Annotated in this window: 20 protein-coding genes; 13 read left to right on the top strand and 7 right to left on the bottom strand. The window is 65.1% G+C overall.

The annotated features are described in order from the left end of the window. Nucleotides 1–262: 262 nt before the first annotated feature. Nucleotides 263–1,897 (bottom strand): rhomboid family intramembrane serine protease, encoded by a 1,635-nt coding sequence (locus tag ACYP33_RS02385; protein WP_459619480.1) that lies wholly within the window; start codon nucleotides 1,895–1,897, stop codon nucleotides 263–265. 367 nt (nucleotides 1,898–2,264) lie between these two features. On the opposite strand from ACYP33_RS02385, the gene ACYP33_RS02380 reads away from it, so the two are divergent. The 4 genes from ACYP33_RS02380 (at nucleotide 2,265) to ACYP33_RS02365 (ending at nucleotide 6,912) form a co-directional block, all read left to right on the top strand. Continuing rightward, nucleotides 2,265–2,996, top strand: a complete 732-nt coding sequence (locus tag ACYP33_RS02380; protein ID WP_414450770.1) for a PepSY-associated TM helix domain-containing protein — start codon at nucleotides 2,265–2,267, stop codon at nucleotides 2,994–2,996. Nucleotides 2,997–3,317: 321 nt separating this feature from the next. Further along, complete coding sequence (locus ACYP33_RS02375) at nucleotides 3,318–5,747, top strand: glycoside hydrolase family 108 protein (RefSeq protein WP_459619478.1); 2,430 nt, start codon at nucleotides 3,318–3,320, stop codon at nucleotides 5,745–5,747. Beyond that, nucleotides 5,744–6,409, top strand: a complete 666-nt coding sequence (locus ACYP33_RS02370) for a hypothetical protein (protein ID WP_459619476.1) — start codon at nucleotides 5,744–5,746, stop codon at nucleotides 6,407–6,409. The genes ACYP33_RS02375 and ACYP33_RS02370 overlap by 4 nt, the downstream gene beginning before the upstream one ends. Nucleotides 6,410–6,495: 86 nt before the next feature. Beyond that, the gene (locus ACYP33_RS02365) at nucleotides 6,496–6,912 is read left to right on the top strand and encodes a hypothetical protein (RefSeq protein ID WP_459619474.1); all 417 of its coding nucleotides are present in this window, start codon (nucleotides 6,496–6,498) and stop codon (nucleotides 6,910–6,912) included. Nucleotides 6,913–7,001: 89 nt separating this feature from the next. Here the strand turns inward: ACYP33_RS02365 and ACYP33_RS02360 are convergent, their stop codons facing one another. The 6 genes from ACYP33_RS02360 to ACYP33_RS02335 form a co-directional block, all read right to left on the bottom strand. Further along, the gene (locus tag ACYP33_RS02360; RefSeq protein ID WP_459619472.1) at nucleotides 7,002–8,405 is read right to left on the bottom strand and encodes an amino acid permease; all 1,404 of its coding nucleotides are present in this window, start codon (nucleotides 8,403–8,405) and stop codon (nucleotides 7,002–7,004) included. Between the two features lie 203 nt (nucleotides 8,406–8,608). After that, nucleotides 8,609–9,274, bottom strand: coding sequence for a response regulator transcription factor RqpR (rqpR, locus tag ACYP33_RS02355; RefSeq protein WP_414450775.1), 666 nt, complete (start codon nucleotides 9,272–9,274; stop codon nucleotides 8,609–8,611). Nucleotides 9,275–9,283: 9 nt separating this feature from the next. Beyond that, a complete protein-coding gene (locus tag ACYP33_RS02350; protein WP_459619470.1) occupies nucleotides 9,284–10,123 on the bottom strand; it encodes a sensor histidine kinase in 840 nt (279 codons plus the stop codon). Nucleotides 10,124–10,549: 426 nt separating this feature from the next. Further along, nucleotides 10,550–11,320, bottom strand: a complete 771-nt coding sequence (locus tag ACYP33_RS02345; RefSeq protein WP_414450777.1) for a ferredoxin--NADP reductase — start codon at nucleotides 11,318–11,320, stop codon at nucleotides 10,550–10,552. A 256-nt stretch (nucleotides 11,321–11,576) separates the two neighbouring features. Then, nucleotides 11,577–12,386 carry an endonuclease/exonuclease/phosphatase family protein gene (locus tag ACYP33_RS02340; protein ID WP_414443367.1) on the bottom strand — a complete coding sequence of 270 codons (810 nt, stop codon included), beginning with the start codon at nucleotides 12,384–12,386 and terminating at the stop codon, nucleotides 11,577–11,579. Between the two features lie 3 nt (nucleotides 12,387–12,389). Then, nucleotides 12,390–12,953: a hypothetical protein gene (locus tag ACYP33_RS02335; protein WP_459619482.1), complete on the bottom strand. Its 564-nt coding sequence runs from the start codon at nucleotides 12,951–12,953 to the stop codon at nucleotides 12,390–12,392. Nucleotides 12,954–13,325: 372 nt separating this feature from the next. Between ACYP33_RS02335 and ACYP33_RS02330 the strand changes: the two genes are divergently transcribed. The 9 genes from ACYP33_RS02330 to ACYP33_RS02290 all read left to right on the top strand — a co-directional run bounded on the left by ACYP33_RS02330 (nucleotide 13,326) and on the right by ACYP33_RS02290 (nucleotide 23,421). After that, a complete protein-coding gene (locus ACYP33_RS02330) occupies nucleotides 13,326–14,306 on the top strand; it encodes an AAA family ATPase (RefSeq protein WP_414450779.1) in 981 nt (326 codons plus the stop codon). A 206-nt stretch (nucleotides 14,307–14,512) separates the two neighbouring features. Continuing rightward, entirely contained in the window at nucleotides 14,513–14,821 is a 309-nt protein-coding gene (locus ACYP33_RS02325) for a high-potential iron-sulfur protein (protein WP_459619468.1), read from the top strand. 182 nt (nucleotides 14,822–15,003) lie between these two features. Next, nucleotides 15,004–16,317, top strand: a complete 1,314-nt coding sequence (locus tag ACYP33_RS02320) for an MFS transporter (RefSeq protein WP_414450780.1) — start codon at nucleotides 15,004–15,006, stop codon at nucleotides 16,315–16,317. Between the two features lie 289 nt (nucleotides 16,318–16,606). Beyond that, nucleotides 16,607–18,223, top strand: a complete 1,617-nt coding sequence (locus tag ACYP33_RS02315) for an ABC transporter substrate-binding protein (RefSeq protein WP_459619466.1) — start codon at nucleotides 16,607–16,609, stop codon at nucleotides 18,221–18,223. Nucleotides 18,224–18,342: 119 nt separating this feature from the next. Then, nucleotides 18,343–19,353 carry an ABC transporter permease subunit gene (locus ACYP33_RS02310; protein WP_414450782.1) on the top strand — a complete coding sequence of 337 codons (1,011 nt, stop codon included), beginning with the start codon at nucleotides 18,343–18,345 and terminating at the stop codon, nucleotides 19,351–19,353. A 4-nt stretch (nucleotides 19,354–19,357) separates the two neighbouring features. Next, nucleotides 19,358–20,269, top strand: coding sequence for an ABC transporter permease subunit (locus ACYP33_RS02305; RefSeq protein ID WP_414450783.1), 912 nt, complete (start codon nucleotides 19,358–19,360; stop codon nucleotides 20,267–20,269). Nucleotides 20,270–20,271: 2 nt separating this feature from the next. Beyond that, a complete protein-coding gene (locus tag ACYP33_RS02300) occupies nucleotides 20,272–21,267 on the top strand; it encodes an ABC transporter ATP-binding protein (RefSeq protein WP_414450784.1) in 996 nt (331 codons plus the stop codon). Further along, a complete protein-coding gene (locus ACYP33_RS02295; RefSeq protein ID WP_414443359.1) occupies nucleotides 21,264–22,280 on the top strand; it encodes a peptide ABC transporter ATP-binding protein in 1,017 nt (338 codons plus the stop codon). Before ACYP33_RS02300 ends, ACYP33_RS02295 begins: the two co-directional genes overlap by 4 nt. Next, nucleotides 22,273–23,421, top strand: a complete 1,149-nt coding sequence (locus tag ACYP33_RS02290) for a TraB/GumN family protein (protein WP_459619463.1) — start codon at nucleotides 22,273–22,275, stop codon at nucleotides 23,419–23,421. Before ACYP33_RS02295 ends, ACYP33_RS02290 begins: the two co-directional genes overlap by 8 nt. Nucleotides 23,422–23,893 lie beyond the last annotated feature (472 nt).

The following is a 23,893-nucleotide window of genomic DNA, read 5'->3' as shown; positions in this document are numbered from 1 at the left end:
GAACCGTCGAACCGTCGAACCGTCGAACCGTCGAACCGTCGAACCGTCGAACCGTCGAACCGTCGAACCGTCGAACCGTCGAACCGTCGAACCGGGGGGATGGCCGGGCGAATGGCGCGGCTTCAAGGCCGTTCAACCCGCGCGGCGGCTCGCGCAGACGCACCGTTACGCCTCCCCCGCCGCATCGCTCGCTTTATATCCCTCGTTTCACATCCGCTGCTTCACAGCCGCTGCTTCCATTTCCTGCTGCAAATTCGCCGCCTCAAGACCGCACCGCCGCCCCGCTGCTGCCCGCCGCCGGCACCGCCGGGCGCTGCGCGCCGCGCCCCGGATGATGCAGCGCCAGTTCCTCGGTCAGCAGTTCCTTGCGGCGCGCGTGCTGATCGAGCAGCAGCGCGCGGTAAGGCTCGACCATCGCATCGCGCTCGAGCGGCGAACGCACCAGCATCAGCGCGTAGGTGCTGGCCATTCGGCGCGCGTTGTCGAGCATGCCGAGGCGCGTGTCGCGCAGCGCGCGGTACGGCGAGCCGTCCGGCAGCGGCACGCTCGACAGCGCCGCGTAGAGGTTGTTCCAGCGCGGCACGATGTCGGTCATCACGCGGTTCGACACGGCCAGGCGCTCGGCGTCGGAGCCCATCGGCTCGTGTTGCAGCGCCACCAGCGCGGTGCCGATCTCGGCCGAAGCGTTCGTCGTCGCCATGTATTCGCGCGCGAAGCGCAGCTCCAGCACGCGTTCGTGACCCGGATGCGCGAGCGGGTAGGCCAGCGCGATCGCCATCAGTGCGCCGACGCCGGCCGCCAGGCTCACCTGCGCGCCGGCCGTGGCCTCGCGCGCGGCGACGTCCAGCGGCGGCGCGAGCGCCAGGCCCACCGCGAAGCCGGCGACCAGGCCGCCGAGATGCGCGGCGTTGTCGATCATCGGATGCGTGAAGCCGTTGTAGAGGCAGTAGGCGACGAAGCCGAGCGCGAGCGCACGTTGATGGTCGTGCACCAGCGCCGGCAGCTCGCGGCGGCGGCGCAACAGATAGGCCAGCACCGCGCCGAACACGCCGAGGATCGCGCCCGACGCGCCGGCCGAGCACTGCATCGCGTCCCACGTCACGCTCGTCATGCTCGCGAACACCGCAGCGAACAGATAGAGCGCGACGAAGCGCTGGCTGCCGTAGAGCCGTTCCGCGAGCGGGCCGAAGCGCGCCAGCACCAGCATGTTGACGGCCAGATGTACCGCGCCGAAGTGTTCGAACGCGCCGGTCAGGAGCCGCCACCAGTCGCCGTCGAGCGTGTCGGGGCCGTAGTTCGCGCCCCACGCGATCATCGCCGGCACCTCGGGCTTCAGCGGCGAGACGCCGCTCGCCACCATCGCCGCGTACAGCAACAGGTTGAGCGCGATCAGCCCCCAGGTGGCCCAGGCGACCGGCTGCGCGTGCATCCGGTCGGCGTAGCGGGCATGGGCATCGAGCTCGGTCGAGAACGCCGAGGTGACCTGCATCGGCAGGCGGCCCGCGATCCATGCGGCGCTGTCCGCGTCGGCCGCCAGCAGCACCACGCTGAGCACGCCGTCCGGCGTGTGCAGATCGAAGAACACGCGCTTGCCGGCGCTGCTGGCGTCGAAGATCTGCGCGCGCGGGATCGCGAGATGAAACGGCGCGGTGTTGAAGAGCCCGCCGGATTGGCCGTCGAGCGACAGCCCGGCGCCGTTCGCCTCGAAGCTCAGCGTGCCGCGCCCCGGAAAGCCTTCATGACGCGGGCGCCGCAGCGAATCGTGCGGGCGCGGCTGGACGGAAAAACGAATTCGGCAGGTATCGGCCGACGTGGCCGTGGCGTGAGCAGCGTGCGTAGCGGGAGGGACGGCAGGCGCATGCGGAGGCATGCCTGGCGTCGATGCGATGTCGTTCATGAAACGCTGGCCCCGATTATCTTGTTGGTTTTTTCGATCCGGACGCCATGGAAAGCCATGCCGCACAAGGCGGCCGGCGACGCGCCCCGGTGATTCCCCGGCGGGTACGCGGCACGTTCGGATGAAGTCGGATTCTAGCGCTGTCGTAACGTTTGCGCGTGGCGAAAATGCATCGGAATGCGAAATTTTGGGTATCCGACATAACGGCGCCGCGCGGCTGCGGCGGCTGCGCTTTACAGCGTTGTCAGCGTGACGCATTGAGTCTGTCACATTGTTGTGTAATGATAGCGATTCTCATTTAAATCGAACTGGGTGGCCGGCGATTGGAATCGCGGGCCACCCTTGTTGCATTGGCATTGGAGTCAGCTTGAACGCGCCCGAATCGATCGAATCCACGTTGCCCGCGGGCGTTGTTACCACCACGCCGTATGCCGCGCCTGCGCGGCCGCTGGCCGACGCCGATCTGGCCGCGCGGCGTCAGCGTTCGCGGCGCGCCACGTTCATCAAGTGGCTGCGCAAGGTGCACGGCTGGGTGGGGCTGTGGGGCGCGGTGATGGGCTTGATGTTCGGCGTGACCGGCTTCGTGTTGAATCACCGTGCGCCGCCGCTGCGGATCTCGCCGGGCGCGCCGAGCGTGACGGAAGTGCAGTTGCCGCTGCCGGCCGCCGCGCCGAAGACGCCCGCTCGGCTTCAGGCCTGGCTGACCGATGAACTGAAGTTCGACGGTGGCCGCTCGCGCATCCGCAAGGAGCCGGCGCAGGCTGTCAGTTGGGGCGATCGCAGCGTGATGCAGCCCGAGCGCTGGGAGATTTCGCTGTTCAAGCCGAATGCGAACGTGACCGCCGAATACTGGGTCGGCAACAACTTCGTGTCGGTCAAGCGCAGCGACAACTCGCTGATGACGACGCTGACCAACCTGCATCGCGGCGTCGGCATGAACATCTTCTGGGTGCTGCTGGTCGATACGATCGCCGGGGCGATGGTGCTGCTGTCGCTGACGGGCGTGCTGCTCTGGACCGAGCTGAACAAGCGCCGCACGATCGGCGCGGTGCTGGTGGGCGGTTCGATCGTCGCGGCGCTGGTGGCGGGGTTGAATTGAGCGTGGTTCGGGTGGGTTGGTAGGCGCGAGGATGAAAAAAGCCGGTTGGAATGACCGGCTCAGACTGCAGACAAAGCCCAAGGCCCCGCCTTGGGCTTTGTTGTTTCAGGGCTTCATGCTGAAGAAGTCTTTTGGGCAACTCGCCTGGATCGGCGGTCGATCCAGGCAATGATTTGCGGCGTCGCGAGCGGATAGACCGCTACGCGCCGGTGAGGCCGCAGGTCGCATTGACGGACATCATCTCGAAAATTTCAATACGACGTTTCCATTCGTCAGCGCAATCGCACGTCGCATGTCGTGTGGTCGCGATATCAATCGCTCATGCCGAAGAATGCGTTGCCGCGGCGTTCCTCCCCGCCCGTTCCCCAACCATCCAAACTGACCTTGTTGCCGTTCGCCTTCCCGTTTCTGCGAAAGCGGCGGAGTGAGGCCAAGGCGCCCGAGCGATTTACCGACGAGCACGAAATCCATCGGCTGTTGGCCGAGTGCGAATCCGGTGGGGCTTATCTCGTCAGTCGCAAGGGAATGTGGCACGGCGGGATTCATGTCACGGAAGCCGGTGCAGGGGAGCGGCTGGATCTCGACGCCGGCGTGCGTTGCATTGCCGATGGCGAATTGATTGCCTTTCGCGCCGACAAGGCCTATCCGCTCAGCACACTGACGTCTGGCGACAGCGAGTCACCTGCTCACGCGGCCTACAGCACGGGTTTCGCGCTGGTACGGCACACGATGACGTTTCCTCGCGACAGCACGTTGACGTTCTACAGCCTCTACATGCACCTCATGTCGGACGAGGACTATGCAAATTTTCCGGAACGCAACAAGCCGTCCTATTGGCTGCGGCAATGGCGGGTAACGGAGTATGCGTGGGACACGCCGTCGCGGCGCCGCAATGGGCCACGCACGGATGCTTCTCAGCAAGGCCTGCGCGTACGCCGTGTGCCGAACGGTGCGTCGATCGGCATCGTGCCGCAGGGCGCCATCCTGATTCTCGGCAAGCGAAAGACCGTGCATCGGCACAGGTGGGCTCAGGTCGAGGATCTGCCTGGCGCTGTGCTGTACCCGGCCGAAGCCGGCGGTTACGTCGAGCCGGCATGTGCGATCGGCGGATGGGTGTATCTCGGCGAGGAAAACGGTGGCGCGGTTATCGAAGCGTCCGTGGCCGATTCGACATTCGATCGCGTGGTCGTGGCGATCGACCCGGAATCGAAGTGCGGGATTCCGATCAGGGCGGGCGATCCGGTCGGCCATCTCGGACGTTACGACTCGCTGACGCAGTGCACGGGCGCAACCCGGATGGTGCATGTCGAGGTGTTCTGCGGTGAAGACATCGAGTCGTTCATCGAGCAGGGCTGTGCCTGGGTCAATCGATACGGTCCCCATCGCGAGGATTGGGCTGAACTCGGCCTGCCTGCCGATCCTGCGTTACTGAGGATCGGCCCGGGCACCGTGCTCTACAGGCAAACCGGCGACGGCAAGTTTATCCCGGGGGCCGATCCGTTGTTGAACAAGACCGATGCGGTTCAAGCGTATGCCATCGCGCAATTGGCGCGTGATCCTGCGCGTCGAATACCTGAACCGCATCCGCACCCCGACCCGGGCTTTCCTGTGAATTGGTGGCATGTCGATGGCGTCAATGCGTTGGAACATCCGATCGATGGCTGGGTCCGCGATTTCAATTTTCCTGGAGGTCGGGTAACGCGCGAGTTTCCGCAAAAATGGGTGGATTTCCAGTGCCTGTCGGATGCGCACGATTCCAGCCATACGATTTTTGCGAACCCTCAAGCGTGGTTCGATTATGCGAGCCAGGCCGGGGTTGCCGATCCTGCGGCGCAATCGAAACTCAGCCCGTTGATGCGTCAGGTCCATGACGCATTGTTTGCGAAGGGCGACGGCATGCGCGCGGCCGATGCGCTGTGCCAGTTGACGCGAATGGAGCATGCCGGCTATCCGTGGGGGGCGCGGGCCGCGTCCAGGCTGATTGTTCGCCACGAAAGCGAGTGGGCGAACCCGTCGAAATGGGCGCCGCTGATCAATGTTCTGGAGCAAGAAACAGGATCAAGGCGGCAGCATGAGGAGGAATTGGCGCGAATTGAAAAGCTGGTTTGGTGGGATGAGGTGCGTGCGGGCGTAAAGGGGTTTCCGGATTCAAACGTGTTTCATCTTCATCCGATTGGGTTGGTGGGGAATTTCGTTCGGCCATGTGATTGTTTCGATAAATTCAAGAAAATATCGAGAATCATTCTCAGACATGAAGGCGGTTATTCCAATCAGGCGAGTGACAAAGGTGGTGCAACCAACCATGGTATTGCCTGGAGGACGTGGCAGGCTTTTGCAATGGAAGACCTGGGTATCGAGCCGACTGTCGACAATCTTAAAAGTCTGACGGCCGAGCAGGCCGAGGAAATATATTTCAAAAGATATTGGCAGGCGCGCGGCTTCTGTGGGCTGGATGACATGTCTGTCGCTTTGATGATTTACGACTGGACGATTACGTCGGGCGGGGCAGTCAAGGAGATTCAGAAGATTTTGAATGAGAAATATGATTCGAAACTCAAGATTGACGGGGGGATGGGGGAGGAAACTATTTCGGCATTGAACGATGTGTCGAGTCAGGAAGTATTGCTTCAGGATGTTGCCGAAATTCGAAGGCGCTATTACGAAAATCTGGTGCGAAATGATTTATCCCAGAAGGTTTACCTTCGAGGATGGATTAATCGTGTGGAAGACTGTTTGGCGGCAGATATATGAATTTAAAAACTCAGATCGGTTGGTCGGTGCTTTTGATTTTTGTGACGATGGCGCCTGTATTTTCTATCGCCGACACGACATCACTGGCCGGAAAGTGGAAATCTGTCGACTACTTGATTGATGGTGGCGGGGATGGGCCTTGGTTTTCGATGTCGTTCAAGAGAAAGGGGCGCGACATAACAGGGGCCTATTGCTACATCGCACAATCGGGAAATCGGATTGACTGCGATCCTGGTGGGGATTCGAATGTCGGGGGCCGCGTGAGTGCGGATCGGCGTTCCGCGATCGTTGATTTTTATTCGTTCTTCGGGGCTACGGGGGGCAGGGCTGAAATCAAGCTCGATGGCGAGTATTTGGTGTGGCGTGTGTTGAAGCTGCCGGAGGGCGGCGATTACTACGTTCCGTTGAATGCGAAGATGTTCCGGGATATTTCGTCGGAGCTTCATCCAGGGGAACGGGTGGTGGTGGTTGACAAGGCTTTTTTCTATAAGGAGCCTGATATTCGTAGCAAGGGGCGAGCTTATGTTGTCAAGGGGGATTATTTGAAGTTATTGAAAATTTCGCCTGATTTCAAATTTTGGAAGGTGAGGTTTGATGCTGGAAATGGACGCAGATCAATTGTTTGGGTCGAATGTAGTACGATTGACTCTTGTGTGAAGTGATATGTGGGGTTAGGCCGGAGATGTTATGCTTAGGAAATGGCGGGCGGTGGTTTTGAATTTGGCATTAGTGGGAGAGGTGCATGCCGATGAGCCCATCGTTATGTCATACGTTTGAAGACGTCTACTTTAGCTGTGTGTCGAACGAGAAAATTATATCGATTTGTGCTTCTGGGAATTTTTCTCCTGAGAATGGCTATGTGCAATATCGATTTGGAGCTTCGAATAAAATCGAGCTGGAATATCCGGCGCAGGTGGTTCCCCCTCTGGCGCAATTTCAGATTAGCCATATTTATGGAGGTAATTTAAATTTCATACATATAAAATTTAAGTCGGATGTGTATGATTATGTTGTTTATAAGGGTTTCCCTAGTGGGGTGTATGTTCTGAGGGAGGGGCGTCTGGTTGTGAACATGGCTTGCGACCGAGGTGTGTCTGCGGGTTTAAACGAGAATATGTTTAATGGCTTGATTACGGTTCCTCCGGTAGCCGGAGTCGATGATTGAGCGCGAAGCCACGCCATCCCCAATCAAAAACGCCCGCAAGGCACACAAGGCGCTCGCGGGCGTTTCGCACAACAACCGGCCTTCTCCCGTCAGCTAGCCCCACCGTCCTGCGCGATCTTCGCATTCCGCCGCGAATACACGAAATAGATCACCAGCCCGATCACCAGCCAGATGATGAACGCCTTCCAGGTCACCGCGCTCAGGTTCAGCATCAGGAACAGGCAGGCGGCCACCGCCAGGATCGGCACGAACGGCACGCCCGGGCAGCGGAACGCGCGCGGCAGATCCGGGCGCGTGCGGCGCAGCACGATCACGGCGATCGACACCATCGCGAACGCGGCCAGCGTGCCAATGTTGATCAGCTCGGCCAGCACGTTGAGCGGCACCAGCGCGGCGATCAGCGCACAGAACAGGCCGATCACCCAGGTCGCGATGAACGGCGTCTGGAAGCGCGGATGCACGCGCGACAGCACCGGCGGCAGCAGGCCGTCACGCGACATCGCGTAGGTGATGCGGGTCTGGCCGTAGGTCATGACGAGAATCACGGTCAGCATGCCGAGCACGGCGCCCAGGTCGATGAAGCCCGCCACCCACTTCTGGCCGGCCACTTGCAGCGCGTACGAGATCGGGTGCGTGATGCCGGCGTATTGCGCCGACGGCACGATGCCGGTGGCCACCGCCGCGACCGTCACGTACAGCACCGTGCACACCGCCAGCGACGCAATGATGCCGATCGGCAGGTCGCGCTTCGGGTTCTTCACCTCCTCGGCGGCCGACGACACCGCGTCGAAGCCGATGAACGCGAAGAACATCACGGCCGCCGCGCCGAACACGCCCGACCAGCCGTGCGGCATGAACGGCGTCCAGTTGGCCGGCGTCACGTGGAACACGCCCACGGCGATCACCAGCAGCACCACCGCCACCTTGATGAGCACCATCAGGTTGTTCACGCGCGTCGATTCGCGGATGCCCACCGACAGCAGCGCCGTGATCGCCATCATGACGGCGAACGCGGGCAGGTCGAACATCGTGTGCACGCCGGGCACCGAGCCGGGCGCGGCCGTCAGCACGGTGGGCAGCACCACGCCGAAGCCCTTCAGCAGCGATTGCAGATAACCCGACCAGCCGACCGACACCGCCGAGGCCGCGAGGCTGTATTCGAGCATCAGATCCCAGCCGATGATCCAGGCGACCAGCTCGCCGAGCGTGGCGTACGAATAGGTGTAGATCGAGCCGGCCACCGGAATGGTCGAGGCGAATTCGGCGTAGGCCAGCGCCGACAGGCCGCAGGCGATGGCCGCCACGATGAACGAAACCATCAGGGCCGGGCCGGCCTGCACGGCGCCGGTGCCGGTCAGCACGAAGATCCCCGTGCCGATGATGGCGCCGATGCCGAGGAACGTGAGGTCGACGGCGCCGAGCGCCTTCTTGAGCCCGGCGCGTTGCGCGCCGGCGATCATCTGGTCGACGTTTTTCTTGCGAAGAAGTGACATGCGGATGGTGTTGGACGTGAGTCGCACGGCTGACTGCGGCCGAGAACGAGGGTTGTATTGAGTAGAACCCGGCATTTTATCCGATCCCGATCGGTTGCCCTATTCGGGTTGCACCTATTCGTCCAATGAAAACAGGAGCTTGCGCGCGGGGAGCGCGCTTCGGGGCGTCGGGACCTGCGGGCTTGGGCGCGGCTTCGGGCGCGTCAAGCGCCGGGCGGCGGGGCGGGCGGCGTCATGTCGAGCAGCCGGTTGCTCATCGCGTAGAACGTCAGTTCGGCGTTGTTCGACAGCTTCATCTTTTCGAGCAGCCGCGTGCGGTAGACGCTGACCGTCTTGACCGACAGCGACAGCGTGACGGCGATGTCGGTCAGGCGCTTGCCCGAGGCGAGCATGCAGAGCGTTTGATATTCGCGGTCGGACAGCTTCTCGTGCGGCAGCGGCTCGTTCTCGAACGAGACGTATTCGGCCAGCGCCTCGGCCAGCGCGAGGCTCACGTACTTGCGGCCGGCCGCGACCTGCTGGATCGCGGAGATCATCTGCGCGGCGTTGACCGTCTTCGACAGGTAGCCGGCCGCGCCGGCCTTCAGCGCGCGCACCGCGTATTGATCCTCGCGGTACATCGAGAACATCAGCACCGGCGTGGACGGCAGCTTGAGCTTCAGGCGCTTGAGCACCTCGATGCCGTTCATGTCGGACAGCGAGATATCGAGCAGGATCACGTCGAAATTGCCCTTGTCGGCGGCGGCGAGCGCCTCCGCGCCGGTTTCGGCCTCGGCCACCTCGCGCGCGACGCGGCGGTCGATCAGCAATTGCCGGATGCCTTGGCGGACGATCGCGTGGTCATCGACGAGCAGCAGGTTCAGCGCCATCGTCGTGCCTCAGGACACCGAAGCCTGCGCGGCCGCCACCGGCCGCCCGGCCAGCGCGGACCACGCGAAGCGCGCCCGGAGCAGCGTGCCGCCGTTCGGGCGCGCTTCGATCGCGAGCGCGCCGTCGAACGCCGCGCAGCGTGCCTGCATGTGAAGGAGGCCGCGGCCGGTGCGATCGCTGTCTTGCTCTGCGTCGCAACGGAATGCTTGCGTGCCGAAGCCCGCGCCGTCGTCGGCGATGCTCAGTTCGAGATGAGTGGCGGTGGCGTCGAGCCGGACGTCGGCCGAGCGTGCGTTCGCATGGCGGGCGACGTTGGCGAGCGCTTCCTGCGTGACGCGCAGCGCGGCCAGCGCGCCGTCGCCGGTCAGTTGCGCGAGCCGGGCGTCGGCAGCGCAGACCACGCTGGTGCGCAGCCCGGTGCGTGCGCCGAACGCGCCGACCCAGCCCGACAGCGTGCTCACCAGCCCGGCGTCGAGTTGCGGCGCGGCGTTGTCGAGCGCGCGGCGGTACGACTCCATGGCCGCGTCGAGCGCCTGCTGCGCGAGCGCCAGCGCTTGACGGCAGCCGTCGGGGGCGTCGTCGGGCAACCAGGTGTCGAGATTGGCGAGGGCGAAGCGCGCGCCGGTCAGGTCGGCGCCGAGGCCGTCGTGCAGCTCGCGGGCCAGGTGGTGGCGTGCGTGTTCGTCGGCGGCGGCGAGTTCTGCCGACAGGTCGGCCAGGTGCGCGCGGTGGGCGGACGACGGATCGCTGGCAGGAGACATCGGGTCGGCAAGCAAGGAGGCGCATGCCGGACGGCCGTCCGGTGCGGGTACGGCGTTCGCGGAAAATGCGATACGCGACCTGTCCATGCGACTCCTTGCAGCTAAAAATGAGGGTTGATTCGGACTACCAACCGTACGTACCGGTGGCAGATGCCGACTGTACTTAGAAAGCCATGCGAGTAACAAAATTTACATTTTGTAATATCTGTTTTGACCCTTCGCAAGTTTGATACGAAAGGTCAAAACGCAACGGATATTAACTCAGAATAAATGAGCGAGGCGCGCCGGACGGGGCAGTTGCGGAGGAAATAACTGAAAATCTGATGGTTGGTGTCAGAAAAATCCGACAGGATATTTCACGCAAAAAAACAACGTTTCGTAGCGTTGACAACGCAGAAATACGACGGTTTTTTAACGTTCAGGTGAGAAACTGTAACGGCAGGATAAGACGAGAAAATAAAAAACCGGAGCCAGGCTCCGGTTTTTCGTGTGGCAAACAGCCGCGGCTTCGGATCAGTCCACGAATGCGCGCTCGATCACGTAATGGCCCGGCGTGCTGTTCTTGCCTTCGACGAGGCCGGCCTGCTTGAGCAGTTCGGTGGTGTCCTTCAGCATCGCGGTGCTGCCGCACAGCATCACGCGGTCGTTCTCGGGCGAGAACGACGGCACGCCGAGATCGCTGAACAGCTTGCCGGTGGCGATCAGATCGGTGATGCGGCCCTCGTTGTCGAACGCTTCGCGCGTGACGGTCGGGTAGTAGACGAGCTTGTCCTTGATGATGTCGCCGAGGTATTCGTGGCCCGGCAGATCGTGCTTGATGAAATCCATGTACGCCAGCTCGCCCTTCAGGCGGCAGGTGTGCGTCAGGACGATCTTGTCGAAGCGTTCGTAGATATCCGGATCGCGGATGATCGACATGAACGGCGCGAGGCCCGTGCCGGTGGACAGCATCCACAGCGTCTTGCCGGGCAGCAGGTTGTCGGCGACCAGCGTGCCGGTGGGCTTCTTGCCGATCAGGACCGGATCGCCCACCTTCAAATGCTGCAGGCGGGAGGTCAGCGGGCCGTCCTGCACCTTGATGCTGAAGAACTCGAGGTGCTCTTCATAGTTCGGGCTGACGATGCTGTAGGCGCGCGCGAGCGGCTTGCCGTCGACCTCGAGGCCGACCATCGTGAATTCGCCGTTATTGAAGCGCAGGGCTTGATCGCGGGTGCAGGTGAAGCTGAACAGCGTATCGGTCCAGTGGTGGACGGACAGGACGGTAGCGGTATCGAATTTGCTCATGGAATACGGATACGAGACGGAAAACGAGGGCACCGGCCCGATCCGCAGACCGGCCGATGGCGGGCATGTCGCTCTCGAAAGCGCAGGCCTACCCGTTAATAGACGTTTGGAGAACCCCGTATTTTACCCTGCTTGGGAGAGCAACGCGCTTGACCCCGGCGGCGGCGCGGAAATGCAACGAAAAACTTCGCGATCCTGTCGATTCAGGCGAGATGGCAACGGCGGGCAACGGCGGCCACCGGCGGGCGCCGGTGGCTCAATCCACGCGCAGACGCGCGACGTAGGGCAGGTGATCGGACAGCCAGGCGGTGTCGCCGGTGGGGGCGCGCCATTCGAGCGGCGTGAAGCCGCGCACGAACATCTTGTCGAGCGCGAGCGCGGGCGAGAAGGCCGGAAACGTGCGGCCCGATTCGCCGAGCAGCGTGGCCACTTCCGTCAGGCCGATCTCGCCGAACAGCGGCACCGAATCGTTGCGCCAGTCGTTGAAGTCGCCGGCCAGCATCAGCGGGCCGTCCTGCGCGTGATGTTCGATCCAGTGGGCGATCCAGGTCATCTGGCGCAGCCGCGCCGCGCGCGTGAGCGCCAGGTGCGCGCACAACAGCGTGATCGGCGCCGCGCCGGCCAGCGTGGCGCGCGCCACCAGCAGGCCGCGCCGTTCGAAGCGGTGCGCCGAGATATCCCAGCGGCCGCCGAGGTCGAGCGGATGCGGCGAGAGGATCGCGTTGCCGTGCCGCCATGAAGGCTTGAACACGTTCGGGCCGAGCGCGATCTGCCAGTCGAGCGCGCGAGCGATTTCAGTGGCCTGGCAGTGCCAGACGTCGTCATCGGGATCGTCCATCGGCGAGCCGAAGCCGGCCGCCAGCACCGGGCGCGGCATGCGGCGCGCCATCGCTTCCTGCAGGAAATAGACATCGGCGTGGGTCGATTCGACCCAGCGTCGCATCGCGTTCCACGCGGTGAAGCCGAGCGGCGAGCGCCCCTTGTGCAGGTTCCAGCTGACCGCGGTGATTTCGTTCGGCGCCGATTGCGGTTTGGCGAACGGCAGGGCCTGGGAAGCGGCGTGCATGACTCAGTCCTGTTGCACGACGTGGGCGCGCACTTGGTAAAGCAGGTGCGCGTTCTTGTCGGCCGGCGCCCAGTCGGTCCAGGTGTCGGCATGGACGGCGAGGCCCGGATGATTGGCCGAGATCTGGCGCGGCGCGAGCGTGCAGCCGTCGCCGTCGTCGAGCGTTTCCTGGGCGTCGAGCTGCAGCGTGACGGTGCCGCCGTCGACGTAGAGCGGCGCGACCGTCACGGTGCGCGTGCGCTCGGGCCGGACCTTCGCGACGATCGCTGCGTCCTGGCCGGTGCAGTTGGCCGGCAGCGTGACGGGGTAGGTGTGGGTGTCGGTGCGCGACTGGCCGACCGTGGTGGTGCGCTGGAACGTGTCGACCGTCTGGCCGTCGTGCTGCACGCGGATTTCCCAGGCGATCGATTGCGGCGCGCTGCTGACGGCGGGGCTGCCCGGCGCGGCCTGGGCCTGGGCGGCCAGCGGCGCGGCGGCGAGCAGGCCGGCCACGGCGGCGGCCGTGGCAGCGGACCACGCGGCACGGCGAACCGAAGCGGAAACGGAGAAGCGGGGCAACGAGGACATCGAACGCACGAGCCAACCCGAAACGCTTTCGACCCGCCGCGCGGCATTCGGTTTCACGCCGCGCGCGGTGCGCGTGCGGCCAGCGACGGGGGCGGTCAGCAGCGAAAGCTCGGTCATCGGCAATTCCTCGTGAAGCCGGCGGCGCGGCGGCGGACGGCCGGCGCGCAACGCGGTGAATCGTCGATGATACGCGCGCTCGCCGCACCGTGCAGCGCCTGCCGGTTTGGCAGCAGACGCCGTCGAGTGCTGGCTTGCGCGGGGCTTTTGTCTGCCCAACACTGGCTGCGTGGGGTCTGATGCCGCGTGCCGCGCAGCAACGGCGGCAGCGGTGGCGAGCCCGGGGCAACCGGGCGTGGCGAGTGGAGGTATGCGATGACGACGGCGATGGTGAAGCAGGAATTGGCGGTGGCGTCGTTCAGCCGGGTCTACGATCTCGAACAGATCGAGACGGCGCTGAACGATCTGAACGACGGCGCGAGCGAGGCCCTGCGCGCCACCTACGAGAAGATGCTGAAGACGGGCAACCTGCGCTTTTGCGTGAAGCCCACGCGCATGCCCGCGTTCGACGCGCTGGCCGAGGCGCTGCCGAATTTCTCCGGCCCGCTCGACGACGTGCGCAAGCAGGTCGCGCTGTGCCTCGAAACCGAGGACCGGCTCGAACTGATGCCGATCCTGCTGCTCGGTGCGCCCGGCATCGGCAAGACCCACTTCGCCAAGGCGCTCGCGCAGATGCTCGGCACCGCCTATCACTACGTGCCGATGAGTTCGCTGACGGCCGGCTGGGTGCTGTCGGGCGCGTCGTCGCAATGGAAGAACGCGAAGCCGGGCAAGGTGTTCGAGGCGCTGGTGAACGGCAGCTATTCGAACCCGGTGATCGCGATCGACGAAATCGACAAGGCCGGCAACGATGCGCAGTACGACCCGCTCGGCGCGCTCTATGCACTGCTCGAACACGACACGGCGAGCAGCTTCGTCGACGAGTTCGCCGAGGTGCCGATCGATGCCGGCAACGTGATCTGGATCGCCACCGCGAACGATGCCGCGTCGATTCCCGAGCCGATCCTGAACCGCATGAACGTGTACGAGATCGCGTCGCCCGACGAGGCCGGCGCGCGCCGCATCGCGCAGACGATCTACGGCGAGATCCGCGGCACGCACGCGTGGGGCCGGCGCTTCCCCGAGCAACTGGGCGAGGATGCGCTCGCGGCGCTGGCCGCGGTGCCGCCGCGCACCATGCGCCGCGCGTTGCTGCACGGTTTCGGCGCGGCGCGGCTGGACGGCCGCGATGCGGTGCGCGCCGACGACATCCGCGCCGACGACGGCATGCCGAAGCGGCGGCCGATCGGCTTCTGACCGTGCGGTTTGCGTGGCGGGTGAGGTGATGAAGATCGCGCGGCTTGCAGGCGCATGACGGTGAAAGCGCACTGCAAGCCGCGCGGCTTTCGCGCTGGTTTATCTTCGGCATTCGGCAGCGCAAATGCCATGCGGGAACGTTATGCTTCGGCCGTGCCGCCGTCAGAGCGGCCGTCCCCCATACCGAGAAGCTGGAGCACGTCCCCATGAAAACGTCCCGTCGCAGTTTCCTGATCACCAGCATCGGCACGATGTCCGCGCTGGCGCTGTCGCGCGAAGCCTTCGCCGCGCCGATGCTGTCCGAAACCGATCCGACCGCCGTGGCGCTCGGCTACAAGGCCGATGCGTCGAAGGTCGACAAGGCCAAGTTCCCGAAATTCGCCGCCGGCCAGGATTGCGCGGCCTGCTCGATGTACCAGGGCAAGAAGGGCAGCACGTCGGCGGGCTGCATCGCGTTCCCGGGCAAGGACGTGGCCGCGAAAGGCTGGTGCAGCGCGTTCACGAAGATGGCCTGAACCACCGATCGAGCCAGGCGGCGCGCGCGCCGCTTCGCAGCGAACCCGGCCGGCTCCCGCCCGCCGGGTTTTTTTACGCCGCTTGTAATCGCTTCCATCGCTCCCCTACACTCGCTGACACCACGGCCCCGCCTCCGCACATGCGCGGCGCGCGCCGGGCAACCACGACCAACGGGAGACGCATGGCCTCGGCAACCGACAAGACGCAACCGGCCCACCCCACTCGCCCGGGCGGCGCTTCGCCCGGCCGCCGCGCGGTGATCGCCGCCGTGATCGGCAACGCGCTCGAGTGGTACGACTTCACCGTGTTCAGCTTCATGGTGGTGGTGATCGCCGAACTGTTCTTCCCGACCAGCAGCGAATACGGCTCGCTGCTGCTGACCACCGCCACGTTCGGCGTGGCGTTCTTCATGCGGCCGATCGGCGGCATCGTGCTCGGCCTCTACGCCGACCGCGCCGGGCGCAAGGCCGCGCTCTCGCTCGTGATCCTGCTGATGACGGGCGGCATCTTCGTGATCGCGGCCGCGCCCACGTATGCGGCGATCGGCATCGGCGCGCCGTTGCTGATCGTGTTCGGGCGGCTGTTGCAGGGCTTCTCGGCCGGCGGCGAATTCGGCAGCGCCACGGCGATGCTGATCGAGGCGGCGCCGCCGTCGCAACGCGGCTTCTACGGCAGTTGGCAGATGTCGAGCCAGGCCGCCGCGCTGCTGGCGGGCGCGCTGGTCGGCACGCTCGTCACGCATGGGCTGTCGCCCGAGGCGCTGCGCGGCTGGGGCTGGCGCGTGCCGTTCGTGCTCGGGCTGCTGATCGGCCCGATCGGCTATTACCTGCGCCGCCATCTGGCCGATTCGGACGCGTTCGTCGCCGCACGCGGCAGCGCGCGCCGCGCCACGCTCGGCGAGGTGTTCTCGCAGCACGGCCGCGAGGTGCTGTGCGGGCTCGGCTCGGTGATCGCGCTGACGGTGACGATCTACGTGCTGATCAGCTATCTGCCGACGTTCGCCGTCAAGCAACTGAAGCTGCCGTACGCCGAATCGTTCTACGCGGTGATCGTCGGCGGCCTGCTGCTGACGGTGCTCACGCCGCTGGCCGGCGCGTGGTCGGACCGCATCGGGCGCAAGGCGCTGTCGCTGGGGTCGCTGATCGCCACGCTGGTGCTGATCTACCCGCTGTTCATCTGGCTCGACGCCGCGCCGAGCGTCGGCCGGCTGGTGCTGGTGCAGGCGATCCTGTCGATCACGCTGTCGGGTTACTACGGGCCGTTCGGCGCGATGCTGGCCGAGCTGTTCCCGGCCAACGTGCGCTCCACGGGGTTGTCGCTTGCGTACAACGTCGCCGTCATGCTGTTCGGCGGATTCGGCCAGTTCATCGTCACCTGGTTGATCCGCGAGACGGGCACGCCGCTTGCGCCGACCTATTACGTGATGGCCGGCCTCGCGCTGTCGGTGGTCGCGGTGGCCTGCATGCCGCGTGTCGCGCCGGGCGGCGAGCGCTGAGGCAGGGCGCGTCCTGTCATTTCTTGCACGGTTCGGCGCGGGTGTTCCACTGTGCCGGCAAGTGTTCCGCGCGCGCGGCGCGTTGTTTAGCGATTCGACGAAACGCAGCGGCCTGCGCTGCCGCGTCGCAGCAGGCCGGGCGCGCCGCGCGCAAGCACACCGGAAATCGGCGGGCAAGCACGGGCCAAGCGTTTGCGAGCGCATTTTGGCCAGCTTGTTCGCGGCGCGTAAGCTCAAGTAAGATCGCCGCACGCTGGCTCCAGCCAGCACGAGACCTGGAGATATCACAATGAAATCCAATCGTCTGTTGCACGTCGCGATCGCGACCGTTGCAGCGGCAACGTTCGGCGTCGCCGGCGCGGCACATGCGCAGATCCCGAACAAGACGCTCGTCTATTGCTCGGAAGGCAGCCCGGCCGGCTTCGACTCGGCGCAATACACCACGGGCACCGATTTCTCGGCGGCCACCTTCACCATCTACAACCGCCTGGTGGAATTCAAGCGCGGCGGCACCACGGTCGAACCGGGCCTGGCCGAATCGTGGGACGTCTCGCCGGACGGCAAGACCTACACGTTCCACCTGCGCCACGGCGTGAAGTTCCAGACCACCGAGTACTTCAAGCCCACGCACGAATTCAACGCCGACGACGTGGTGTTCACGTTCGAGCGCATGCTCGATCCGAACCAGCCGTTCCGCAAGGCTTACCCGGTCAGCTTCCCGTACTTCACCGACATGGGCCTCGACAAGCTGATCACCAAGGTCGAGAAGGTCGATCCGTACACCGTCAAGTTCACGCTGTCGGAGCCGAACGCGCCGTTCATCCAGAACATGGCGATGGAGTTCGCGTCGATCCTGTCGAGCGAATACGCCGACCAGTTGCTGAAGGCGGGCAAGGCGCCCGACATCAACCAGAAGCCGATCGGCACCGGCCCGTTCGTGTTCCGCAGCTACACGAAGGACGCGACCATCCGCTACGACGGCAACCCCGACTACTGGAAGAAAGGCGACGTGAAGATCTCGAAGCTGATCTTCTCGATCACGCCCGATGCCGGCGTGCGTGTGCAGAAGCTCAAGCGCAACGAGTGCCAGGTCATGAGCTATCCGCGTCCGGCCGACATCGAGACGCTGAAGGCCGATTCGAATATCGCGATGCCGTCGCAGCCGGGTTTCAACCTCGGCTACCTGGCCTATAACGTTCAGCACAAGCCGCTCGACAACCTGGCCGTGCGCCAGGCGCTCGACATGGCGATCAGCAAGAAGGCGATCATCGAATCGGTGTACCAGGGCGCGGGCCAGGCCGCCGACGCCCCGGTGCCGCCCACCCAATGGTCGTTCGACAAGAACCTGAAGATGCCGGCGCAGGACACCGCGAAGGCCAAGGCGCTGCTCGCCAAGGCCGGCTTCCCGAACGGCTTCGAGATCACGCTGTGGGCGATGCCGGTGCAGCGTCCGTACAACCCGAACGCCAAGCTGATGGCCGAGATGATCCAGTCCGACTGGGCCAAGATCGGCGTCAAGGCGAAGATCGTCACGTACGAATGGGGCGAGTACATCAAGCGCGCGCACTCGGGCGAGCAGGACACCATGCTGATCGGCTGGACGGGCGACAACGGCGACCCGGACAACTGGCTCGGCACGCTGCTCGGCTGCACGGCGATGAACGGCAACAACTTCTCGCGCTGGTGCGACAAGTCGTTCGAGGCGCTGATCCAGAAGGGCCGCGTGACCAACGGCCAGGATGCGCGCAGCAAGATCTACATGCAGGCGCAGCAGATCTTCGCGCAGCAGGTGCCGTATTCGCCGATCGCCAACTCGACCGTCTATCAGCCGACCACCAAGAACGTGGTCGACCAGCGCATCGAGCCGCTCGGCTATATCCGCTTCGACGGCGTGAGCGTCAAGTAAGCATCGCTGGTTCGCCACGTTGACGTTGCTGCACCATAATTGATCCGGCGACGGGGGGCTCGGCCCCTCGTCGCCGGTTTGCATTTCATCCCCACGATTTCAGACACCCGAGACCCGCCATGTTGCGATTTGTGTTGCGCCGCATCGGCATGGTGATTCCGACCTTCATCGGCATCACCATCCTTGCGTTCGCGCTGATCCACCTGATACCGGGCGATCCCATCGAAGTGATGATGGGCGAGCGCGGCGTCGATCCGGCGATGCATGCCGAGGCGATGCACCGCCTCGGCCTCGACCAGCCCCTCGCGATGCAGTATCTGCACTACATCGGCCGTGCCCTGCACGGCGACCTGGGCCTGTCGATCATCACCAATACGAGCGTGATGGACGAGTTCCTCGCGCGCTTCCCGGCCACCGTCGAGCTGTCGATCTGCGCGCTCGTGTTCGCGCTCGTGATCGGCCTGCCGGCCGGCGTGATCGCCGCGCTGCGGCGCGGCACGGTGATCGATCACGGCGTGATGGGCACCGCGCTGACCGGCTATTCGATGCCGATCTTCTGGTGGGGCCTGATCCTGATCATGGTGTTTTCGTCCGCGCTCGGCTGGACCCCGGTGTCGGGCCGCATCGCGGTGGAATACGACATCCCGCACGTCACCGGCTTCATGCTGATCGACGCGCTGCTCGCGACCGACGAAGGCTCGTTCCGCTCGGCGGTGAGCCACCTGATCCTGCCGTCGATCGTGCTCGGCACGATTCCGCTGGCCGTGATCGCGCGCATGACGCGCTCGTCGATGCTCGAAGTGCTGCGCGAGGATTACATCCGCACCGCGCGCGCCAAGGGTTTGTCGCCGGCGCGCGTGGTGGTGGTGCACGCGCTGCGCAACGCGCTGATCCCGGTGGTGACCGTGATCGGCCTGCAGGTCGGCACGCTGCTGGCCGGCGCGGTGCTGACCGAAACCTTGTTCTCGTGGCCGGGCGTGGGCAAGTGGCTGATCGATGCGATCAGCCGCCGCGACTACCCGGTGGTGCAGGGCGGCATCCTGCTGATCGCGACGCTCGTGATCATCGTCAATCTCGTCGTCGATCTGCTCTACGGCGTGCTCAACCCCCGCATCCGCCATACGAGGTAATCCGATGAGCGAACTCCCCGACGCACTGCCGTCGGTCGCCGCTGGCGGCCGCACGCTCGCGCTGCAAGAATTCTGGCGCCACTTCGCGCGCAATCGCGGCGCGGTGGCGGCCGGCCTGATCGTGCTGCTGATCGTGCTGGTGGCGATCTTCGCGCCGCTGGTCGCGCCGCACAGCCCGATCGAGCAATACCGCGATTTCGTCAAGATCCCGCCCGCCTGGCTCGACGGCGGCAACTGGCGCTTCGTGCTCGGCACCGACGAAGCCGGCCGCGACATCCTCTCGCGGCTGATGTACGGCGCGCGCATGTCGTTCTGGATCGGCCTGGTGTCGGTGGTGCTGGCGCTGATCCCCGGCGTGGTGCTCGGCCTGGTGGCCGCGTTCTTCCAGCGCTGGGCCGACACGCCCGTGATGCGCGTGATGGACGTGCTGCTGGCGCTGCCCTCGCTGCTGCTGGCGGTGGCGGTGGTGGCGATCATCGGCCCGGGCCTGACCAACACCATGTTCGCGATCGCGATCGTGGCGCTGCCCGGCTATGTGCGCCTGACGCGCGCCTCGGCGCTCGGCGAGTTGCAGAAGGAATACGTCACCGCCTCGCGCGTGGCCGGCGCCGGCACGCTGCGCCTGATGTTCTCGCAGGTGCTGCCGAACTGTACCGCGCCGCTGATCGTGCAGGCCACGCTGGGCTTCTCGTCGGCGATCCTCGATGCCGCCGCGCTCGGCTTCCTCGGCCTCGGCGTGCAACCGCCGGCGGCCGAGTGGGGCGCGATGCTGGCCTCGGCGCGCGACTACATCGACAACGCCTGGTGGATCGTCACCATGCCGGGCCTCGCGATCCTGATCTCGGTGCTGGCGATCAATCTGCTCGGCGATGGCCTGCGCGACGCGCTCGACCCGAAACTGAAACGGATGGCCTGACCATGAGCGACCTTTTGACCATCCGCAATCTTGCGGTGAATTTCAACGGCCTCGCCGCCGTCGACGGCATCGATCTGTCGGTCGCGCCGGGCGAGGTGGTGGGCGTGGTCGGCGAATCGGGCTCGGGCAAGAGCGTGACGATGATGGCCCTGATGGGCCTGGTCGACGCGCCCGGCATCGTCAGCGCGGACGAAGTCACGTTCAACGGCGTGGATCTGCTCAAGGCCAGCGCGCGCCAGCGCCGCCGCATCATCGGCAAGGACATCGCGATGGTGTTCCAGGACGCGCTGTCGAGCCTGAACCCGAGCTATACGGTCGGCTATCAGATCCGCGAGGTGCTGAAGCTGCACGAAGGGCTGCGCGGCGACGCGCTGAAGAAGCGCGCACTCGAATTGCTCGACCAGGTGGGCATTCCCGACGCGAAGAACCGCATCGATACGTTCCCGCACCAGATGTCGGGCGGCATGAACCAGCGCGTGATGATCGCGATGGCGGTGGCCTGCAACCCGAAGCTGCTGATCGCCGACGAACCCACCACCGCGCTCGACGTGACGATCCAGGCACAGATCATGGATCTGCTGGTGACGCTGCAGAAGGAGCGCGGCATGGCGCTGGTGCTGATTTCGCACGATCTGGCCGTGGTGTCCGAGGTCGCGCAGCGCGTGGCCGTGATGTACGCGGGCGAGATCATCGAAACCAACCGCGTGCCCGACATCTTCGCGTCGCCGCACCACCCGTATACTGAGGCGCTGCTCGCGGCGATTCCCGAGCACAACGTGGGCGCCGAACGGCTGGCCGCGTTGCCGGGGATGGTGCCGGGGCGCGACGACCGGCCCACCGGCTGCCTGTTCGCGCCGCGCTGCAAATACATGGTGGGCGCGTGCCACGAGGCGCGTCCGGCGCTGGTGGAGCTGGCGCCCGGCGACGCCGCGATGCGCGCGCGCTGCATCAAGCCGTTGAATCTTCAAGCGCTCGAACCGTCGGGAGGTGCACGATGAACGCAGTCCACGCACAGCCGCGCGCGGCAGACCGCGACGACGTGGTGCTGGCCGCCGACGGGCTGGCCAAGCATTACGCGGTGCGCCGCGGCATGTTCGGCCAGGCCACCGTCAAGGCGCTCAACGGCGTGTCGTTCACGCTCGCGCGCGGCCGCACGCTGGCCGTGGTCGGCGAATCCGGTTGCGGCAAATCCACGCTGGCGCGCCAGCTCACGCTGATCGAGGCGCCCACCGCCGGGCAGTTGCGGATCGACGGCAAGGACGTGGCCGGCGCGAACCGCGACGCGCTCGCCGCGCTGCGCCGCCGCGTGCAGATGGTGTTCCAGAACCCGTTCGCCTCGCTGAACCCGCGCAAGACCGTCGAGCAGACGCTCGGCGAGCCGCTCGCGATCAACACGCCGCTCGGCCCGACCGAGCGCGCGGCGCGGATCGCCGAGATCATGCGCACGGTGGGGCTGCGCCCCGAGCACGCCAAGCGCTATCCGCACATGTTCTCGGGCGGGCAGCGCCAGCGCGTGGCGATCGCGCGCGCGATGATCCTCGAACCGCAGATCGTGGTGGCCGACGAGCCGGTGTCGGCGCTCGACGTGTCGATCCAGGCACAGATCCTGAACCTGTTCATGGATCTGCAACAGCAGTTCGGCACCAGCTACGTGTTCATCTCGCACAACCTGTCGGTGGTCGAGCACGTGGCCGACGACGTGATGGTGATGTACTTCGGCGCGGTGGCCGAACTGGGCGACAAGGCCAGCATCTACGCCCGGCCGCGTCACCCGTACACGCGCGCGCTGATGTCGGCCACGCCGGCCATCTTCGAATCGGACCGGCGCATCCAGATCAAGCTGGAAGGCGAGTTGCCCTCGCCGCTCAATCCGCCGTCGGGCTGCGCGTTTCACCAGCGCTGCCCGTATGCGGTCGAGCGCTGTCGTGCCGAGGTGCCCGCGCTGCGCGAGGTCGATGGACGGCAGGTGGCCTGCCATCGCGCCGAGGAGGTGGGTGACGGTAATGCCTGAAGCCAGGGCGGCGGCGCAGCGCGGTTCGGTATCGGCCGCGCGCCGGCCGCAACCGGGCGGCCAGCGCAACGCGCGCGGGCCGCGACGGGCCACGCCGCGCCGTGCCAGAGCGGTGGCCGGCGTCGTGCTGGCGGGCGCCTGCCTGCTGGCCGGCCTGGCCTGGCCCGGCGAGGCCGCGCAGGCGCAAGGCGTCGGCGCCCATGCGCCGTTGAGCGGCGCGCGGCTGCCGCCTTCGCTGTCGTTGCCGGGCTTCCATTCGCCGCCGCCCAATCCCACCGTGTCGAGCGGCACGGTGCGCGTGCAGCCGGCGCGCATGCCGTTCTACGTCGCCACGCGCGGGCGCACCACCCTCTACCTGCTCGGCACGCTGCATGTGGGCGACCCGATCGACTACCCGCCCGGCCAGCCGTTCCGCCAACCGATCCTCGCCGCGCTCGCGGTGTCGCCGGTGCTGGCGCTCGAACTGTCACCCGACGACCTGCTCGAATCGGCCGACGACGTGTCGAAGTTCGGCGTGTGCCGCTACCCGTGCCTGCCGAAGCTGCTGCCCGAGCCGCTCTGGCAGCGCCTGTCGGGCCGGCTGCGCGGCAACCCCGCCGCGCTCGACGGCATTCGCCGGATGCGGCCGTGGCTGGCCGCACTGGTGGTCGAAACTTACGATTCCATTTCCGCCGGGTTGCAGACCGAATACGGCACCGAGGCGCAGCTCCAGAACGTGTTCCTGAAGAAAAAGGGCGCGCGCGTGGTGGGGCTGGAAACGCTCGCCGAGCAGATGCGGGCGTTCACCGGGCTGACGCTGGCCGAACAACGCGAAATGCTGGCGCAGGACATCGTGCAGACGCCGGCCCAGAACGCCGACGACGTGAAGGCGCTGCACCGCCTGTGGCGGATTGGCGACGCCGACGCGCTGGCCGCCTGGGCCAGCGCCAAGACCGAACGGCTGGCGCGCTCGCGGCCGGTGGCCGACGCCATCGACGGCAAGATCCTCTACGAGCGCAACCGCCGCTTCGCCGCGCGCTCGATCGCCTTGGCCGGGCCGAACCGCCCGCTGTTCGTGGCGGTGGGCGCATTGCACCTGGGCGGCCCGAAAGGTGTGATCGAATTGTTAAAGCGGCAAGGTTTTCGTGTCGACGCGTACTGATGATGGGGAAAACCCACAGTCTTACCGATTTTTCGTATTTGGAGATTGACATGAAACATTGTCAAAACTATTCTCCAATCCACACCGGATTTAAATCCGAAAAGACAAGCACTACGGGGTAGCAGCACCATAAAAAGCGCGAGGATGGCATTGCCGGCACGTATTGACGTGCCGGCAACGGCCACCGGCAGTACGCGAGGCCAATGAACAAAGAACTACGAGGCACGCGAAAGCGTGGTTGGAATTGGGCGTTCCGCCGTACGGCCGGGGTTGCAAGACCGGCGGCGGCGGACGTATTTTAGGTCCCGATTCTGATTCGGTAATTGATTCCGACATTATTGAATGACACGATTTTGAATGACGTCATTCAATTGATCCGATTCACGGTTTATTTAAAACGTGAATTAAAAAAGTAAAGCGCCCGGGGGCGCTTTTTTTATTGGTGCCGCCGCTTCGATGCCGCGACCGCGCC

Source organism: Burkholderia sp. 3C (assembly GCF_054589155.1).
The sequence above is the reverse complement of the archived record's forward strand: the minus strand, read 5'-3'. Positions and strand labels throughout refer to the sequence as shown.